Below are 18,544 nucleotides of genomic sequence, written 5' to 3'. Positions count from 1 at the left end.
CGGACGGACCGCGTTCGGCCCGGCGGCCTGGAACGCCGGGCGGGCAGCGGTCGCCCGGGTGGGGGCTCAGGCGGCCGGGACGCGGATCGTGACCACCGCCGCGTCGCCGTCCGTCCGCAGGACGCCCGCATGGCCGTCCACCACGGCCGCGTCGTACCGGCCGAGCGTGACGCGCCCGGCTGCGGGGCGCCCGGCCTCCAGCACCGTCGTGCCCCACAGGGCCACGACCACGACGACCGAGCCGTCCGGGACGACGAGGGGCAGGCTGCCCCGCACGACCGCGGTGACGACGTCGGCGCGGTCGCGGCGGTGCATGACGTTGAAGTTGACCACCGGGCCGCCGAGGAGCCGGCCGTCGGTGGCGCGGTCGCCGGGGAAGTCCCGGGGCACGAACCGCTCGTCGACGAGCAGCCTCTCGCCCCCGACGGTGAGGTCCATGCCCGGGCCCTCCACGACGGTGAGGGTGCGGTCCACTCCGGGGAACGCGGAGAAGGGGCCGTCTGCCGCGACGTCGGCGAGGCTGATGCGCCAGTCGAAGGCGTCCATCGGCGCACCCTCGGGCGAGGCGGCGATCTCCCTGGTCACGCCGCCGCCGTTCTTCCACGGCACGGCGGTGCGGCCCGCGGCACGCAGGACGCGCACGGTCACCGGACGATGCCCTGGGCGCGGGCGGCGGCGAGCCAGTGCGGGAACTCCCCGACCAGCCGGTCGTACAGCTCGGTGTCCGGCACCTGGCGCGGGTCGGACCCGGCGTGGAAGAAGCCGGCGTTGTCGACGGGACGCCTGGCGGGGACGGCGAGTTCGTCGAGCCTGCGCAGGAAGTCGAACTGCGAACTGCGCTTGTTGCCGAAGCCGATGAACTGCCAGAACAGGGGCAGCCGTGCCGCCTTGCACAGGTAGCGTTCGGCGGCGAGCTTGTTGATCGGGCCGCCGTCGGTCTGGAAGACGACCAGCGCCGGGGCGGTGGACCCGCTGTCGATGTAGTGGTCGATCACGGCGTCCATGGCCAGGTGGTAGCTGGTCCTGCCCATGTGGCCGAGGCCGGCGACGATCTCGTCGACCCGGCCGTGGTGGCGGTCGAGGGCGATGTCGGTGACGGCGTCGACGTCCGTGGAGAAGAGCACGACGGGGACGCGGCCGTCGTCGTCGAGGTTGGCGGAGAGCCCGAGGACCCGGTCGGCGAGCGCCTGGACGCTGCCGTCCCGGTAGTACTCCTTCATGGACCCGGAGTAGTCGAGGACGAGATAGACGGCGGCGCGCTGCCCGTGCAGTCCGTGCTTGTGGAGACTGACGCCGGCGGACTTGTAGAGGCTCACGAGCGCGGGAGCCCGCTCCTCGACCTTGCGGAGGCTGATGGCCGGGCCCGGGGTGGTGCCGGCGAGGGCCATGCGGCGCTCCGTTCGTCGTGCCGTGCGAGTGGGCAGGTGCGCGGGGAGATCGTGCCGAGGGTACCTTCCCGGCGTCCGCGCCCAATCCCCCGGCCGACCGGCACGATCCAGCCCCGCCGGCTATTGAGGCGCGGGGTCCGGGGCAGAGCCCCGGCAGGCGCACACGGCCCCGCCGGCACCGGGCCGGGCGCCGAGCACGGCAGGTGGGGCCCGCGGGGGCAGCGCCCCCGCGCAGCGGGCCCGGGGCAACCGCCCCGGGCCCGGACGCACCGCGGCGCCTGCCCGTCCGGTCGGGGACAGGGGCAGGCGCCGCGATCAGTTCCGTACGCCGTTGTACGGGACGATCAGGGGATCCGCGTCAGACCGTGAGCGCACGGTCCGTCGGGCGGATCGGGGCGGGCAGTTCGCTCGCCCCCGTCAGGTAGCGGTCGACTCCGCGTGCCGCCGAGCGGCCCTCGGCGATCGCCCACACGATCAGCGACTGGCCGCGGCCCGCGTCGCCCGCCACGAACACACCGTCGACGTTCGTCGCGAAGTCGGCGTCGCGCGCGATGTTGCCGCGCTCGTCGAGCTCCAGGCCGAACTGCTCGACCAGACCGTTGGCCCGGTCCGTGCCGGTGAAGCCCATGGCGAGGGTGACCAGCTGCGCGGGGATCTTCCGCTCCGTCCCCGGCTTCTGCTCCAGCTTGCCGTCGACGAACTCGACCTCGACGAGGTGGAGGAACTGGACGTTGCCGTCCTCGTCGCCCTCGAAGTGGGTGGTCGAGACGGAGTAGACCCGCTCGCCGCCCTCCTCGTGCGCCGAGGTGACCTTGTAGAGCATGGGGAAGGTCGGCCACGGCTGCCCCGCCGACCGCTCCTCGCCCGGCTTCGGCATGATCTCCAGCTGCGTGACGGACGCCGCGCCCTGCCGGTGGGCCGTGCCGACGCAGTCCGCGCCGGTGTCGCCGCCGCCGATGACGACGACGTGCTTGCCCTCGGCGGTGATCGGAGGAGCGACGAAGTCGCCCTCCTGCACCTTGTTGGCGAGCGGCAGGTACTCCATCGCGAAGTGGATCCCCTTGAGCTCCCGGCCCGGGACGGGCAGGTCGCGCGAGACGGTCGCACCGGCCGCGATGACGACCGCGTCGTACCGCTGCCGCAGCTTCGCGGCGTCGATGTCACGGCCGATCTCGATCTCGGTGCGGAACTTGGTGCCCTCCGCGCGCATCTGCTCGATGCGCCGGTTGATGTGCACCTTCTCCATCTTGAACTCGGGGATGCCGTACCGCAGCAGGCCGCCGATGCGGTCGGCGCGCTCGTACACGGCGACCGTGTGGCCGGCCCGGGTCAGCTGCTGGGCGGCGGCCAGGCCCGCCGGGCCCGAGCCGATGACCGCGACGGTCTTGCCGGACAGGCGCTCCGGTGGCTGCGGGGTCACGTCACCGGAGTCCCACGCCTTGTCGATGATGGAGACCTCGACGTTCTTGATGGTGACGGCGGGCTGGTTGATGCCCAGCACGCACGCCGCCTCGCAGGGAGCGGGGCACAGCCGGCCGGTGAACTCCGGGAAGTTGTTGGTCGCGTGCAGCCGCTCGGACGCGGCGGACCAGTCCTCGCGGTAGGCGTAGTCGTTCCACTCGGGGATGAGGTTCCCGAGCGGACAGCCGTTGTGGCAGAACGGGATGCCGCAGTCCATGCAGCGGCCGGCCTGCTTGCTGATGATCGGCAGCAGGGAGCCGGGGACGTAGACCTCGTTCCAGTCCTTGACGCGCTCCTCGGCGGGGCGGGTCTTGGCGACCTCGCGCCCGGTGGTCAGGAAGCCCTTGGGGTCAGCCATTGGTCGCCGCCTCCATCATCTTCTCGGTGGTCTCCTGCTCGGAGAGACCGGCGAGCTCAGCGGCGTCCTTGGCGGCGAGCACTGCCTTGTACGTGGTCGGGATGATCTTGCTGAACCGGTCCGCGCTCGCGGTCCAGTCGGCGAGAAGCTTCTCGGCGACGGTTGAGCCCGTCTCCTCGTGGTGGCGGCGCACGACGTCGTGCAGCCACTGCTTGTCGGCGTCGGACAGGGCCTCGATCGCCTCCAGGTTCCCGGAGTTGACGTTGTCCCGGTCGAGGTCGATCACGTACGCGATGCCGCCGGACATACCGGCCGCGAAGTTGCGGCCCGTCTCGCCGAGCACCACCGCGTGGCCGCCGGTCATGTACTCGCAGCCGTGGTCGCCCACGCCCTCGGAGACGACGGTCGCGCCCGAGTTGCGGACGCAGAACCGCTCGCCGGTGCGGCCGCGCAGGAACAGCTCGCCGCTGGTCGCGCCGTACGCGATGGTGTTGCCGGCGATGGTCGAGTACTCGGCGAGGTGGTCGGCGCCGCGGTCCGGACGGACGACGATCCGGCCGCCGGACAGGCCCTTGCCGACGTAGTCGTTGGCGTCGCCCTCCAGGCGCAGCGTGATGCCGCGCGGCACGAAGGCGCCGAAGGACTGGCCCGCGGAGCCCGTGAACGTGATGTCGACGGTGTCGTCGGGCAGACCCGCGCCGCCGAACCTCTTCGTCACCTCGTGGCCGAGCATGGTGCCGACGGTGCGGTTGATGTTGCGGATCGCGACCTGCGCGCGCACCGGCTGGGCATCCTCGGCGCTCGCCGCGTTCAGCGCGTCGGCGGCCAGCTCGATGAGCTCGTTGTCCAGGGCCTTCTCCAGGCCGTGGTCCTGCTCGATCAGCTGGTGGCGCACGGCGCCCTCGGGCAGCTCGGGCACGTGGAAGAGCGGGGCGAGGTCGAGGCCCTGCGCCTTCCAGTGGTTCACGGCGCGCGTGGTGTCGAGCAGTTCGGCGTGGCCGACGGCCTCCTCGACGCTGCGGAAGCCCAGCTCGGCGAGGATCTCGCGGACCTCTTCGGCGATGAACTGGAAGAAGTTCACGACGAACTCGGCCTTGCCGGAGAACCGCTCGCGCAGCACCGGGTTCTGCGTGGCGATGCCGACCGGGCAGGTGTCCAGGTGGCACACGCGCATCATGACGCAGCCGGAGACGACGAGGGGCGCGGTCGCGAAACCGAACTCCTCGGCGCCGAGCAGCGCGGCGATGACGACGTCGCGGCCGGTCTTCAGCTGGCCGTCGGTCTGCACGACGATCCGGTCGCGCAGGCCGTTGAGCAGCAGCGTCTGCTGGGTCTCGGCGAGGCCGAGCTCCCAGGGGCCGCCCGCGTGCTTCAGCGAGGTGAGCGGGGAAGCGCCCGTACCGCCGTCGTGGCCGGAGATGAGGACGACGTCCGCGTGCGCCTTGGAGACACCCGCGGCGACCGTGCCGACACCGACCTCGGAGACCAGCTTCACGTGGATGCGCGCGGCCGGGTTGGCGTTCTTGAGGTCGTGGATCAGCTGGGCGAGATCCTCGATGGAGTAGATGTCGTGGTGCGGCGGCGGCGAGATCAGACCGACACCCGGTGTGGAGTGCCGGGTCTTGGCGACCCAGGGGTAGACCTTGTGGCCGGGCAGCTGGCCGCCCTCGCCGGGCTTGGCGCCCTGGGCCATCTTGATCTGGATGTCGTCCGCGTTGACCAGGTACTCGCTGGTCACGCCGAAGCGGCCGGAGGCGACCTGCTTGATGGACGAGCGGCGCTCGGGGTCGTACAGGCGCTCCGGGTCCTCGCCGCCCTCACCGGTGTTGGACTTGCCGCCCAGCTGGTTCATGGCGATGGCGAGGGTCTCGTGCGCCTCCTTGGAGATGGAGCCGTACGACATGGCGCCGGTGGAGAAGCGCTTGACGATCTCGCTGACCGGCTCGACCTCGTCGATGGAGATCGGCTCGCGGTCGCTCCTGAAGCCGAACAGGCCGCGCAGCGTCATGAGCCGCTCGGACTGCTCGTTCACACGGTCCGTGTACTTCTTGAAGATGTCGTACCGCTTGTTGCGCGTGGCGTGCTGCAGGCGGAAGACCGTCTCGGGGTCGAACAGGTGCGGCTCGCCCTCGCGGCGCCACTGGTACTCGCCGCCGATCTCCAGCGCGCGGTGCGCGGAGGGGACGCCGGAGGCCGGGTACGCCTTGGCGTGGCGGGCGGCGACCTCCTTGGCGACGACGTCGAGACCGGCGCCGCCGATCTTGGTGGCGGTGCCGTTGAAGTACTTCTCGACGAACGCCTCGTCCAGGCCGACGGCCTCGAAGACCTGCGCGCCGCGGTAGGAGGCGACCGTGGAGATGCCCATCTTGGACATGACCTTGAGGACGCCCTTGCCGAGGGCGTAGATCAGGTTGCGGATGGCCTTCTCGGGCTCGATGCCCTCGATGAACGTACCGGCGCGCAGCAGGTCCTCGACGGACTCCATGGCCAGGTACGGGTTGACCGCGGCGGCGCCGTAGCCGATGAGCAGCGCGACGTGGTGCACCTCGCGGACGTCGCCGGCCTCGACCAGCAGACCCACCTGGGTGCGCTGCTTGGTGCGGATGAGGTGGTGGTGCACGGCGGAGGTGAGCAGCAGCGACGGGATCGGCGCGTGCTCGGCGTCCGAGTGCCGGTCGGAGAGCACGATCAGGCGCGCGCCGTTCTCGATGGCGGCGTCCGCCTCGGCGCAGATCTCCTCGATCCGGGCGGCCAGCGCGTCTCCGCCGCCGGAGACCCGGTAGAGGCCGGCGAGCGTGGCGGCGGTCATGCCCGGCATGTCGCCGTCGGCGTTGATGTGGATGAGCTTGGCCAGCTCGTCGTTGTCGATCACCGGGAAGGGCAGCGTGACGCTGCGACAGGACGCGGCGGTCGGCTCCAGCAGGTTGCCCTGGGGGCCGAGCGAGGAGTACAGCGAGGTGACGAGCTCCTCGCGGATGGCGTCCAGCGGCGGGTTGGTGACCTGCGCGAACAGCTGGGTGAAGTAGTCGAACAGCAGCCGCGGGCGCTCGGAGAGGGCCGCGATCGGCGAGTCGGTGCCCATCGAGCCGAGCGGCTCGCCCCCGGTGCGGGCCATCGGCGCCAGGATGACGCGCAGCTCCTCCTCGGTGTAGCCGAAGGTCTGCTGGCGGCGGGTGACCGAGGCGTGGGTGTGGACGATGTGCTCGCGCTCGGGGAGGTCCTCGAGCTCGATCTCGCCGGCCTCGAGCCACTCGGCGTAGGGCGCCTCGGCGGCGAGGGCGGACTTGATCTCGTCGTCCTCGATGATGCGGTGCTCGGCGGTGTCGACGAGGAACATCTTGCCGGGCTGCAGGCGGCCCTTGCGGACGACCTTCGCGGGGTCGATGTCCAGCACGCCCACCTCGGACGACAGGACCACGAGTCCGTCGTCGGTGACCCAGTACCGGCCGGGGCGCAGACCGTTGCGGTCCAGCACGGCGCCCACCTGCGTGCCGTCGGTGAAGGTGACGCAGGCCGGGCCGTCCCAGGGCTCCATCATCGTGGAGTGGTACTGGTAGAAGGCGCGCCGGGCCGGGTCCATGGAGTCGTGGTTCTCCCACGCCTCGGGGACCATCATCAGCACGGAGTGCGGCAGCGAGCGCCCGCCGAGGTGGAGCAGCTCCAGGACCTCGTCGAACGAGGCGGAGTCGGAGGCATCGGGGGTGCAGACCGGGAAGATCCGGTCCAGGGCGCCCTCGCCGAACAGTCCGGTCGCGAGCTGGGACTCACGGGCGCGCATCCAGTTGCGGTTGCCCTTGACCGTGTTGATCTCGCCGTTGTGCGCGACGAAGCGGTACGGGTGGGCCAGCGGCCAGCTCGGGAAGGTGTTCGTGGAGAACCGGGAGTGGACGAGCGCGACAGCGGTGGCGCAGCGCCGGTCGGACAGGTCCGGGAAGAAGGGCTCCAGCTGGCCGGTGGTCAGCATGCCCTTGTAGACGATCGTGCGGGCGGAGAGGGAGGGGAAGTACACCCCGGCCTCGCGCTCCGAGCGCTTGCGCAGGACGAAGGCCTTGCGGTCCAGCGCGATGCCGCTGCTCGTGCCGTCGGCGACGAAGAGCTGACGGAAGGCGGGCATGGTGGTGCGGGCGCCGTTGCCGAGAAGGTCGGGCGTGACGGGGACCTCACGCCAGCCGAGGACGTTCAGGCCCTCTTCGGCGGCGATCGTCTCGATCCGCGAGACGGCCTGTGCGGAGCCGTCGGCGGGAAGGAAGGCGATGCCGACGGCGTAGGAGCCGGCCTCGGGGAGGTCGAATCCGGCGACATCCCGCAGGAAGGCGTCGGGTACCTGCATCAGGATGCCGGCGCCGTCGCCGGAGTCCGGCTCGGATCCGGTGGCGCCTCGGTGCTCGAGGTTCCGCAGTACGGTCAGCGCCTGCTCGACCAGCTCATGGCTGGCTACACCGGTGAGGGTGGCCACGAACCCGACACCGCAGGCGTCGTGTTCGTTACGGGGGTCGTACATCCCCTGGGGGGCGGGGCGACCGTCCATGGGCGACCAGGCGTCGGAACGCATCGGCTCTCCCGTCGTCGTCGTGGCATGTGCAGTGCCGAGGGACGACGTTGGCCCTCCGCGAAATTTCGTGCAGGTTACATGATGGAGTGCTTCTCGGAAAGCGAATAGCTCATTCCAGCATGCGGACACCGCGCCAAGCGGTGAAGGGTGGGTCACAGCCGAACGGACCGGACAGATCGGGATTCGGAGGACCGTCGCAGGTGCGGGCTTCGTTGCCTGCAGCGCCTACGGCTCATGCCCCGCGATTACGGCATTGAAACCGCCGGGTAACGGCTACTTATGTAGCGCTGTGCATAGTGTCTCATCCCGAGGCCTGTTCGAGGAGAGGACGTACGTCACAGGGTCCGTGATAGAGCCCGAAAATGCCACCGCACCGGCCCTTGACTTGGGCCGGTGGGGATGATTCCGCATGGTCGGGGTCAGACCGCGCCGCCGATGAGCATGCCCAGACCGTACGTGACGGCCGCGGCGGCCCCGCCCAGCGCGAGCTGGCGCAGCCCGCTGTACCACCAGTTGCGGGCGGTGACCTGGGCGACCAGCGCGCCGCAGGCGAAGAGCCCGACGAGGGCGACCAGCACGGCCGGCCACAGGGCGCTCGCACCGAGCAGATACGGCAGGACCGGCAGCAGCGCACCGAGCGCGAACGACCCGAAGGACGAGACGGCGGCGACGGTGGGCGAGGGCAGGTCGTCGGGATCGATGCCCAGCTCCTCGCGGGCGTGTATCTCCAGCGCCTGGTCGGGGTCCCGGGAGAGCTGCATCGCCACCTCGCGGGCGAGCGCGGGCTCGACGCCGCGGGCGACGTAGAGCGCGGCGAGCTCCTCCATCTCGTCGACCGGGTGCTTGCGCAACTCCCGCCGCTCGACGTCGAGTTCGGCCTGGACCAGCTCTCGCTGCGAGGCCACGGAGGTGTACTCGCCCGCGGCCATCGAGAACGCTCCCGCCGCGAGTCCGGCCAGTCCCGTGATGACGATCGTCTGCTGCGAGACCGCTCCGCCCGCGACGCCGGTCATCAGGGCGAGGTTGGACACGAGCCCGTCCATCGCGCCGAACACCGCCGGGCGCAGCCAGCCGCCGCTCACGTCACGGTGCGTGTGATTGTCGCGGTGCGCCTCGTGAAGCGTGGCCTCGGTTTCGATGATGGACACAGCTCTCCCCTCTCCGACAGCGGACCCGACGGGCCCGCGCCCCCTCAACACCCACGAAAATACGCAGGATGTAAGGGGCGCGCCAGCAAGGCAGGCTTTACTTACCCGGACCGGGAGGGTGGGGCAAGCCGGGTGACAGAAACGTTTCTCTGGCTGTCTCGCGGCCGACGCGTGGCAGACATCCGGGAACAGGCTCGCGCGCGCGAAAGGGCCCCTTCCATGGAGTTGCTGACCGACTCGTACACGGCCGCCCCGGCGGTCACGGGCGCGGCGGCCGCCGCCGCGCCTCCCGCCGCGGACCTGCACGACCGCGCGCGCGGCGCGCTGCTCGGCCTCGCGGTCGGCGACGCGCTCGGCGCGCCCGCCGAGAACCTGCGGCCCTCCGAGATCCGCCGCCGCTGGGGCCGGATCGAGGGCTTCGTCTGCGACGACCCCGCGGGCACGGACGACACCGAGTACGCGATCTTCTCGGGCCTGCTGCTCGCCCGGCACGGCTCGGAGCTGACCGTCGCACACGTGGAGTCGGCCTGGCACGAGTGGATCGCGGACCTGGACGAGGGCCCCTTCCGCGGAGCCGGCTTCAGCGAGCGGGGCACGCTGGAGAACCTGCGCCGCGGTCTCGCCGCCCCGATCTCGGCGCAGCACCGGCACGCGTGGAGCGACGGCCTGGCGATGCGGGCGGCGCCGTTCGGCGTCTTCGCGGCCGGGCAGCCCGAGGAGGCGGCCCGGCTGGTGACGATCGACGGCAGCGTCAGCCACGACGGCGAGGGCATCTACGGAGGCCGGGCGGTCGCGGCCGGGGTCGCGGCGGCGATGGGCGGGGCGGGCCCGGCCGGGGTGATCGGGGCGGCGCTGTCGGTGGTCCCCATGGACTCGTGGACGGCCCGCTCGATGCGCCGCGCGGTCGTGGCGGCGGGCCGCACCTACCCGGATGTGCTGTCCATGGAACGGGCGATCCGCTCGACGGTCGTGATCGGCGGCTATCCCTGGACCGACCTGGCCCCCGAGGCGGTGGGCCTGGCCTTCGGCGCGTTCGCGGCGGCGCGCGGGGACTTCCGCCGCTCGGTGCTCACGGCGGTGAACATGGGCCGCGACGCAGACACGACGGCGGCGGTGGCGGGCGCGCTGGCGGGAGCGGTGTCCGGGGCGGGGGCGATCCCGGACGCGTGGTCGTCGGCGATCGGCCCGGTCCGCGGCACCTGCCTCCCGTCGATGCGCGGCCACCACGTCCTGGACGTGGCGACGCTCCTGACCCCGCCCCCGGCCCGATGACACCCCGGCCCGACAGCCCACACGGCGCGCAACGGGCCCGGGCCCCCGGGGACGGTCCGGGCGAGGACGGGCCGCCGGCGCGCAACCCCCGGGCCCCCGGGAACCATCCCGTCACGGACGCGGCGTCGGCGGCGGACGCGAAGCCCCCGGGGCCCGGGGGCCGGCTCGCGGGGGCGTCCGGAGGCGCGCCGTCGGCGACGCACGCCAGGCGCCCGGGGCCCCGAGGCCGGCTCGGCGCGGACGCGGCGCCGACGGCGCACACCGCCCACGACCGTCAAAGGCCCGACGGCCCCCTCGACACGCACACACCCGAAGACCCGCTGCCGGCAGCGCACGCAACGCACTCCCCGGGGCCCGGGGGCCGGCTCGGTGCGGGCCCGACGGGGAGACAACGGGGGTCCGGGGGCACGACCCCGGCTCCGGGAAAAGGCGGGGTGGGGGAGAGCCACGCGCCGCCGCCCGCCACCCGCACCTCCCCGCGCCCCGTCGAAGGGCTGCTCCTCGGGCTCGCCGCCGGTGATGCCGCCGGCTGGCCCGCCGCCCGGCACCGCGCCGGCCGCATGCCCGAGTGGACCCGCCGGCTCACCCGCGAGCTCGACACCTTCGCCGAGCACAACGCCACCACCACCCTCCCCGTCCCCATCGCCCTCAACCAGCCCCCCGAGCCCCTGCGGCTCGGCCCCTCGGACGACGCCGAATGGGCCGCCTTCGCCGCCGGGACCGTGCTCACCGCCCGTGGGGACCACTTCCGCGGGCTCGCCCCCGGCCGCCGCCTGCGCGCCGCCGTGGACCTGGCCTGGAACTCCCTCGCCAGCCAGGTCGCCGCGGCCGCCGACCGCGCCGCCGAGGTCGAGTCCGCCGTACTTCCCCTGCGCGCCCGGATCTCCGTACGCGCCGGACTGGGCAACCTCGCGACCGGACTGCGCCCGCCCGCCACCGGTCACGACAACCCGCACTACTTCGACGACGCGGCCTGCGTACGGGCCGCCGTACTCGCCGTCGTGTACCCCGGCGACCCGGCCGCGGCCGCCGAACTCGCCGAGTTCGACGCCCGCTACACCCAGGACGGCGACGGCGTGCACGGCGCCCGCGCGATGGCCGCCGCCGTCGCCGCGGCGCTCGGCGGCGCGTCCGTCGACGCCATGGTCGGGGCCGCCCTCGCCCAGCTCCCGGAGTCCACCGAGATCGGCCGCAACGCGCGCCATGCGGTCGGACTCGCCCACGAGGCCGGCGGCGCGTTCGAGCTCGTGCCCCTGTTGGAGCATCAGATCGTCGACCACGTCTACAGCTACGGCATCGCCGCGGCCGAGACCGTCCCCGTCGCGCTCGCCGTCACCACCGCCGCCCGCGGCCGCGTCGCCGAGGCCGTGCCCGCCGCTGCCTGCCTCTCCCGCGTGGCCGACTCCGCCCCCGCGCTGGCCGGCGCGCTCACCGGCGTGCTCGGCGGCGGCGACTGCGTACCCGGCACGTGGCGCGACACCTGCCGCACCCTGGCGGGCTGCGCCCTGCCCCACCTCGCCGGCACCGACCTCGTCGAACTCGCCGGTCTGCTCGACGACGCGCTGTAGGGCAGCCGAGGGGGCACGGCCGAATACGGGCGCGCGGTGCTCCGCCAACCGCCGCACCGGGGAGACAATCCGGACATGACGACAGCGACGGCGAACACGGCGACCGCGACGAGCGGAACGAGCGCGACCCCGGCAGAGCGGACGACTCCCCCGCCCCCCTCACTCGACGACCGGTTCACGGGCAGCCTCGTCGGCGCCGCCGTCGGCGACGCGCTCGGCGGCCCCGTCGAGGGTTACAGCCCCGAGCAGATCGTCGAACGGCACGGCGGCCGCATCGACGGCATCGTCGGGCCCTGGAACGGCGACGAGTGGCGCACCGCTCGCCCTCTGGCCCCGTACCACAAGGGCAACGGCCACATCACCGACGACACGTTGATGACCCACGCCCTGGTCCGCGTCTACGCCACCGTCCGCGACCACCTCGACGCCTACGCCGTCGCCGACCACCTCGTACCGGACCTGATCACCAACACCCGCTGGATTCCCGAACTCGAAGCCGAGACCCTCCCCCTGCACCGGGTCTTCCTCGCCGAGAAATGGATCGTCCACCGGCTGCACTACGGGCACAACGACCCGCGCGAGGCGGGCGTCGGCAACATCGTCAACTGTGGTGCCGCGATGTACATGGCCCCGGTCGGCCTCGTCAACGCCGCCGATCCGACGGCGGCTTACCACGAGGCCCTCGACATCGCCGGCGCGCACCAGTCCTCGTACGGCCGCGAGGCGGCGGGCGTCTTCGCGGCGGCGGTCGCCGCGGCCTGCCTGCCGGAGGCGACACCCGCCACCGTGGTCGACGCGGCGCTCGACCTCGCCAAGGACGGCACCCAGGCCGCCATCGAGGCCGTCGCCGAAACGGCCGCCGGGCACTCGGACTTCGAGTCGGCGCTCGGCCCCCTGCGGGCCGCGGTGGCACCGTTCGACACCGTCGGCCCCGACTACCGCTCCCCCTCCCTGGGGGCCCGGAGGCCGTCCCGTCTGCACGCGGTCGAGGAACTGCCGATCGCCCTCGGCATGCTGCTGGTCTGCGACGGCGACTTCCGCCGTACGGTGCTGTCCTGCGTCAACTACGGCCGGGACTGCGACTCCATCGCGACGATGGCGGGCGCGATCGCGGGCGCGCTGCACGGCGAGGCGGCGGTGCCCCGGGAGTGGGCGGAGCGGGTCGCCGAGGCAAGCCGCGTGGACCTGCACGCGCCCGCCCTGGAGCTGACGGCCGTGGCCCGCGAGATCCACCTCCGGGACCTGGCACGCCGGCGTGCCCACGAGGCGGCGTTCGCCGAGCTGACGGACGCGCGATGACCGGTCTGCTGCGTCTGTCCTGGGTGCAGCCCGAGGACCTCGTCGGGCACGAGCTGCGGCAGGCGGAAGAGGACGGCCGCGACGCGACGCCCGTCCGCGCCCGCTGGCTGGCCGCCGGCGGCATGCTCGCCCCGCCCCGCGCGGGCGCCTCCCCGATCCCGCGCCCGGAACTGAGGACGCTCGCGGAAGCGCTGCTCGACGAACTGGCCCTACTTCCCTCGCCGTTGTCGGAGGACGAGCCGACGGACTGGCCGTCGATCGTCGCCGCCTGCCCGGACTGGCCGGCACCCCGTCCGGCAGGCACCGCATCCCGTCCGGCGGGCACCGCACCCCGTCCGGCAGGCCCTTCGGCCCTCGGCGCAGACGGGCGTCCGTCGGGCGGGGCAGCGCGCCCGGCCGTGAACGAGCACGCCCTGCACGCCGCCTGGCTCGGCCGGGCGGTCGGTTGCCTGCTGGGAAAGCCCGTCGAGAAGCTGCCCCTCCACGCCATCCGCGACATCGGCCGCGCCACCGGCAACTGGCCGCTCACCACCTGGTTCACCGCCAGGGGCCTGCCCGCCGAACTCGCCGCCGCCCACCCGTGGAACCGGCGCAGCGCCGCCACCTCACTGGCCGAGAACATCGACGGCATGCCCGAGGACGACGACCTGAACCACCCCCTGCTCGCGCTTGTGCTCCTCCGGCGCCACGGCCGCGGGTTCACCACGGCGCAGCTCGGCGCCCTGTGGCTGGACGAGCTGCCCGCCGGGCGGACCTTCACCGCCGAACGCGTCGCCTACCGCAATCTCCTCTCCGGCATCGAGCCCCCGCTCACCGCCACCTTCCGCAACCCCTTCCGCGAATGGATCGGCGCCGCGATCCGGGCCGACGCGCACGGCTGGACCAATCCCGGCGATCCCGCGGCCGCGGCCGAGCAGGCGTACCGCGACGCCGTGCTCACCCACACCGCGAACGGCGTGTACAGCGCGATGTTCACCGCCGCCGCCATCGCCGCGGCAGCCGGCGGCACCGCCGGCGTGCACGAGGCGATCGCCGTCGGCCTGAGCGTCGTCCCGCCCCGCTCCCGACTCGCCCGCGCCGTGCGGTTCGGCGTCCGGGCGGCCCGTGCGGAAGCCGACTTCGACCGTGCCGTCGACCTCGTCCACGCGGCCTACGGCTCGTACCACTGGGTGCACGCCCTGCCCAACGCCGCTCTGCTCGCCGCCGCCCTCACCCATGCCGACGGCGACTTCACCGGCTCCATCTGCCGTGCCGTCTCCGGCGGACTCGACACCGACTCGAACGGTGCGACGGCCGGCTCGCTCACCGGGCTGCTCGCCGGTCACCCCGACCGGCTGCCGGACCGCTGGTCTGCCCCGCTGAAGAACCGGCTGTCCACGTCCGTCGCCGGATTCGACGGCACCGGCTTCGACACCCTCGCCCGTCTCACGCTGAAGGAGGCACTCCGCCCATGACCGGCATCGTGGTGCTCGGCAGCACCAACATGGACCTCGTCGCCTACGTCGCGCAGGCCCCGAAGCGGGGAGAGACCGTCACGGGACGGGAGTTCCGTACGATCCCCGGCGGCAAGGGAGCGAACCAGGCCGTGGCCGCCGCCCGCGCGGGCGGCGACGTCACCATGATCGGCGCCGTGGGCTCCGACGAGTTCGGCGACGTGCTCCGCCACACGCTCGACGCGTCCGGCGTCGACATCGACCTCCTGCGCACCGCCGAGGGCCCCTCCGGCACCGCGCACATCGTCGTCGACGACGAGGGCGGGAACTCCATCGTCGTCATCCCCGGCGCCAACGGCACCGTGACCGGTCTCACCCCCGGCGACGAAGCCCTCATCGCCACCGCCGGCTTCCTCCTCCTGCAACTCGAACTTCCGCTCAGCGCCGTGCTCGACGGCGCCGAGGCCGCTCACCGGCATGCCGTACGCACCGTGCTCACCCCCTCTCCCGTACAGCCGCTGCCGCCCGAACTCCTCGCCGTCACCGATCTGCTGGTGCCCAACGAGCACGAGGCGGCCACGCTCACCGGAGTCGCGGACCCGCACGGGGCCGCCGAGGCCCTGCTGCGGCAGGTCCCCGAGGTCGTCATCACCCTCGGCCCGGCGGGCTGCCTGTACGCCGCCCGCGACGCCGAACCCGTCGCCGTCCCCGCACCGCAGGTCGCCGCCGTGGACACCACCGCGGCGGGCGACACCTTCGTCGGGGCCCTCGCCGTCGCCCTCGGGGAAGGCAAACCGGTCCCCGAGGCCCTGGCGTGGGCCTCCACCGCCGCCGCCCTGTCCGTCCAACGCCCAGGAGCGTCCACCTCCATGCCGTACCGTCCCGAGATCGACGCCGCCTCATGACCCCGCCCCCCACACCGGACACCCCGCCCGCTCCCCTGGCCGGCCTCCGCGTCCTCGACCTGGCCACCCTCTTCGCCGGTCCGCTGTGCGCCACGCTGCTCGGCGACTTCGGCGCCGAGGTCATCAAGGTGGAGCACCCCACCCACCCCGATCCGTCCCGTGGCCACGGTCCCGCCAAGGACGGCGTCGGGCTGTGGTGGAAGGTCCTCGGCCGCAACAAGCGCAACGTCACCCTGGACCTGTCCACGGCCGGCGGCCGGGCCACGCTGCTGCGGCTCGCGCGAACCGCCGACGTGGTCGTCGAGAACTTCCGCCCGGGCACCCTGGAGAAGTGGGGCCTCGGCTGGGAGGAACTGAACGAGGCCAACCCCCGTCTCGTCCTGACCCGGGTCACGGGCTTCGGCCAGTTCGGGCCGTACTCCCGCCGGCCCGGCTTCGGGACGCTCGCGGAGGCGATGAGCGGATTCGCCGCCGCCACGGGCGAGCCCGACGGCCCGCCCACCCTGCCGCCCTTCGGCCTCGCCGACTCCGTCGCCGCGCTCACCACCGCCTACGCCGTCATGACCGCGCTCGCCGCCCGCACCACCACCGGCCGTGGCCAGGTCGTCGACATGGCGATCATCGAGCCGATCCTCGCCGTGCTCGGGCCGCAGCTGCTCTGGTACGACCAGCTCGGCTACGTCCAGCCGCGCACCGGCAACCGCTCCCGCAACAACGCCCCCCGCAACATCTACCGCACGGCCGACGGCAGTTGGCTCGCCGTCTCCACCTCCGCCCAGTCCGTCGCCGAACGGGTCATGCACCTGGTCGGCCGTCCCGAGCTGGTCGACGAACCCTGGTTCGCCACGGGCATCGGCCGCGCCGAGCACGCCGATCTGCTCGACGCGGCGGTCGGCGGATGGATCGCCCGGCACACCCGCGCCGACGCCGTGGCCGCCTTCGAGAAGGCCGAGGCGGCCATCGCCCCGGTCTACGACATCCGCGACATCGTCTCCGACCCCCAGTACCAGGCGCTCGGGACGATCACCGAGGTCCCGGACCCGGAGCTCGGCCCGCTGCGTATGCAGAACGTCCTCTTCCGGCTCTCCGACACCCCCGGCGCCATCCGCTGGGCCGGCCGGCCGCACGGCGCCGACACCGAGGAGGTCCTCGCCGAACTGGGCCTCACCCCGGCCGACATCACCGCACTCCGCACCGAAGGAGCGCTATGACCTTCCCCCTGACCTGGCTCTATGCCCCCGGTGACCGCCCCGATGTCGTCCACAAGGCCATCGCCTCCGGCGCCGACGTCGTCATCGTCGACCTCGAGGACGCGGTGTCCCAGGGCCGCAAGGACTACGCCCTTGCCGCCACGGCCGAACTGCTCGCCTCCCACCTGCCCCTGCCGGTCCATGTCCGCATCAACTCCCCCCTGGACGTCGAGGCCCTCGCAGGGCTGCCGGGTCTGACAGCTCTGCGTGTTCCCAAGGTCGCATACGCCACTGACATCCAGCAGATCGCGGCCGCGGCACCGGGCGTCCCCCTGTACGCGCTGCTGGAGTCGGCGCTCGCCGTCGAGCACGCGTACGCCATCGCCACGGCCCACGACGCGGTCCGGGGCATCGCACTCGGCGAGTCCGATCTCCGTGCCGACCTCGGCGTACGCGGCGACACCGGCCTGGACTGGCCGCGCACGCGCACGGTGGTCGCGGCTCGCGCGGCCGGGCTCGCGCCGCCGACGCAGTCCGTGTTCCCGGACATCGTCGACCTCGACGCGCTGCACGCCTCGTGCGCCCACGGCCGTTCCCTCGGCTTCGTGGGCCGCGCGGCCATCCATCCCCGTCAGCTGCCGGTCATCGAGCGCGCGTACCGGCCGACGCCGCAGGAGATCGAGGCAGCCGAGGAGATCGTGAAGGCGGCCGCGTCGGACAAGGGGGCGATGGCCCTGCCGGACGGGCGGTTCGTCGACGCGGCGGTCGTGGCGGCGGCGCAGCGCACGCTGGACCTCGCGGCACGGGACTGGGAGCCCTGACGGGCCCGGCGGGTCCGACGCCGGGAAGCGCGAAGACCGCCGGAGGCCTCGCCTCCGGCGGTCTTCGTCACGGGTCGGTCGTCAGCCCTTGCCGGCCGGCCTGGCGTCCGTGTCCGCACTCGCCGGGTCCTCGCCGTCCGGCGCCCCGGCGGCGTCCGTGGGCGTGTCCTCTGCCGCGTCGTCGGTGACGCCGTCCGCCTCCGAGTCGTCGCCGCTCGAGGGGTCGGAGGCCGCGGACTCGGGATCGGCGCCTCCCGACGGCTTCGCCAGGTCCACCGCACTGGGCTCCACGATCTCCTCGCGGCCCGGGCGCAGCCGGGACGAGACCACCATGTAGACGACGGCCAGCAGGAAGACCACGATCGAGGTCCACACGTTGAGCCGCAGGCCCAGCACGTGGTGCGCCTCGTCGACCCGCATGTACTCGATCCAGCCGCGGCCCACGCAGTACGAGGCGACGTAGAGAGCGAACGCCCGGCCGTGGCCCAGCTTGAAGCGGCGGTCTGCCCAGATCACGAGCAGCGCGACGCCGATGCACCACAGGGACTCGTAGAGGAACGTCGGATGGTAGAGGCCCGCCTCGCGGTTCGGCCCCTCGGTGATCTTCAGGGCCCAGGGGAGGTCGGTCTCCCTGCCGTACAGCTCCTGGTTGAACCAGTTGCCCCAGCGGCCGATGGCCTGGGCGAAGGCGACCGCGGGTGCGAGGGCGTCGGCCCACGCCGGGAGCGGGATGCCCCGGCGGCGGCAGCCGATCCAGGCGCCGACGGCGCCGAGCGCGATCGCGCCCCAGATACCGAGGCCGCCCTCCCAGATCTTGAAGGCGTCGACCCAGTTCTCACCCTCGCTGAAGTACAGCTGGTAGTCGGTGATCACGTGGTAGAGCCGGCCGCCGACGAGGCCGAAGGGCACGGCCCACACGGCGATGTCGGCGACGGTACCGGCCTTGCCGCCCCGGGCGATCCAGCGCTTGTTGCCGAACCAGACGGCTACGAAGACGCCGATGATGATGCAGAAGGCATAGCCGCGCAGCGGAAGCGGTCCGAGATGCACCACTCCGGTCGACGGGCTGGGAATGTAGGCGATGTCCATGGCAGCACCGACGCTACCGTGCCGGGTGGGACGTACGGCAACCCACCCGGCAACGTATGG

General features: G+C 73.0%; 13 protein-coding genes. 7 read left to right on the top strand and 6 right to left on the bottom strand.

Going from position 1 to position 18,544, the window contains the following annotated elements:
- Positions 1-66: 66 nt before the first annotated feature.
- The 5 genes from HW130_RS08230 to HW130_RS08210 form a co-directional block, all read right to left on the bottom strand.
- Positions 67-648, bottom strand: a complete 582-nt coding sequence (locus HW130_RS08230; RefSeq protein ID WP_177148775.1) for a HutD family protein — start codon at positions 646-648, stop codon at positions 67-69.
- Positions 645-1,388, bottom strand: coding sequence for a VWA domain-containing protein (locus HW130_RS08225; RefSeq protein ID WP_177148774.1), 744 nt, complete (start codon positions 1,386-1,388; stop codon positions 645-647). Before HW130_RS08225 ends, HW130_RS08230 begins: the two co-directional genes overlap by 4 nt.
- Before the next feature lie 358 nt (positions 1,389-1,746).
- Positions 1,747-3,207 (bottom strand): glutamate synthase subunit beta, encoded by a 1,461-nt coding sequence (locus HW130_RS08220; RefSeq protein ID WP_177148773.1) that lies wholly within the window; start codon positions 3,205-3,207, stop codon positions 1,747-1,749.
- Positions 3,200-7,759 carry a glutamate synthase large subunit gene (gltB, locus tag HW130_RS08215; RefSeq protein ID WP_177148772.1) on the bottom strand — a complete coding sequence of 1,520 codons (4,560 nt, stop codon included), beginning with the start codon at positions 7,757-7,759 and terminating at the stop codon, positions 3,200-3,202. Before gltB ends, HW130_RS08220 begins: the two co-directional genes overlap by 8 nt.
- 419 nt (positions 7,760-8,178) lie before the next feature.
- Positions 8,179-8,907, bottom strand: a complete 729-nt coding sequence (locus tag HW130_RS08210; protein ID WP_177148771.1) for a VIT1/CCC1 transporter family protein — start codon at positions 8,905-8,907, stop codon at positions 8,179-8,181.
- Positions 8,908-9,126: 219 nt separating this feature from the next.
- Here HW130_RS08210 and HW130_RS08205 point away from each other — a divergent pair, with 219 nt between their 5' ends.
- From HW130_RS08205 to HW130_RS08175, 7 genes are all read left to right on the top strand, one after another.
- On the top strand, positions 9,127-10,179 hold the full coding sequence (locus tag HW130_RS08205; protein WP_256355964.1) for an ADP-ribosylglycohydrolase family protein: 1,053 nt from the start codon (positions 9,127-9,129) through the stop codon (positions 10,177-10,179).
- Between the two features lie 434 nt (positions 10,180-10,613).
- Complete coding sequence (locus HW130_RS08200; RefSeq protein ID WP_177148770.1) at positions 10,614-11,747, top strand: ADP-ribosylglycohydrolase family protein; 1,134 nt, start codon at positions 10,614-10,616, stop codon at positions 11,745-11,747.
- A gap of 75 nt (positions 11,748-11,822) precedes the next feature.
- Positions 11,823-13,046, top strand: a complete 1,224-nt coding sequence (locus HW130_RS08195) for an ADP-ribosylglycohydrolase family protein (protein ID WP_177148769.1) — start codon at positions 11,823-11,825, stop codon at positions 13,044-13,046.
- Positions 13,043-14,500 carry an ADP-ribosylglycohydrolase family protein gene (locus HW130_RS08190; RefSeq protein WP_177148768.1) on the top strand — a complete coding sequence of 486 codons (1,458 nt, stop codon included), beginning with the start codon at positions 13,043-13,045 and terminating at the stop codon, positions 14,498-14,500. The genes HW130_RS08195 and HW130_RS08190 overlap by 4 nt, the downstream gene beginning before the upstream one ends.
- Entirely contained in the window at positions 14,497-15,384 is an 888-nt protein-coding gene (gene rbsK, locus HW130_RS08185) for a ribokinase (RefSeq protein WP_177148767.1), read from the top strand. Before HW130_RS08190 ends, rbsK begins: the two co-directional genes overlap by 4 nt.
- Complete coding sequence (locus HW130_RS08180; RefSeq protein WP_177148766.1) at positions 15,381-16,595, top strand: CaiB/BaiF CoA-transferase family protein; 1,215 nt, start codon at positions 15,381-15,383, stop codon at positions 16,593-16,595. Before rbsK ends, HW130_RS08180 begins: the two co-directional genes overlap by 4 nt.
- The gene (locus HW130_RS08175) at positions 16,592-17,395 is read left to right on the top strand and encodes a CoA ester lyase (RefSeq protein ID WP_177148765.1); all 804 of its coding nucleotides are present in this window, start codon (positions 16,592-16,594) and stop codon (positions 17,393-17,395) included. The genes HW130_RS08180 and HW130_RS08175 overlap by 4 nt, the downstream gene beginning before the upstream one ends.
- A gap of 81 nt (positions 17,396-17,476) precedes the next feature.
- Here HW130_RS08175 and lgt read toward each other — a convergent pair whose 3' ends face one another.
- Positions 17,477-18,484 carry a prolipoprotein diacylglyceryl transferase gene (lgt, locus tag HW130_RS08170; protein ID WP_177148764.1) on the bottom strand — a complete coding sequence of 336 codons (1,008 nt, stop codon included), beginning with the start codon at positions 18,482-18,484 and terminating at the stop codon, positions 17,477-17,479.
- Between the last annotated feature and the right edge of the window lie 60 nt (positions 18,485-18,544).

The organism is Streptomyces sp. PKU-EA00015 (assembly GCF_013387495.1).
Classification (GTDB): domain Bacteria; phylum Actinomycetota; class Actinomycetes; order Streptomycetales; family Streptomycetaceae; genus Streptomyces.
Note: the sequence above shows the minus strand (reverse complement) of the source record. Positions and strands in the feature narration are given on the sequence as shown.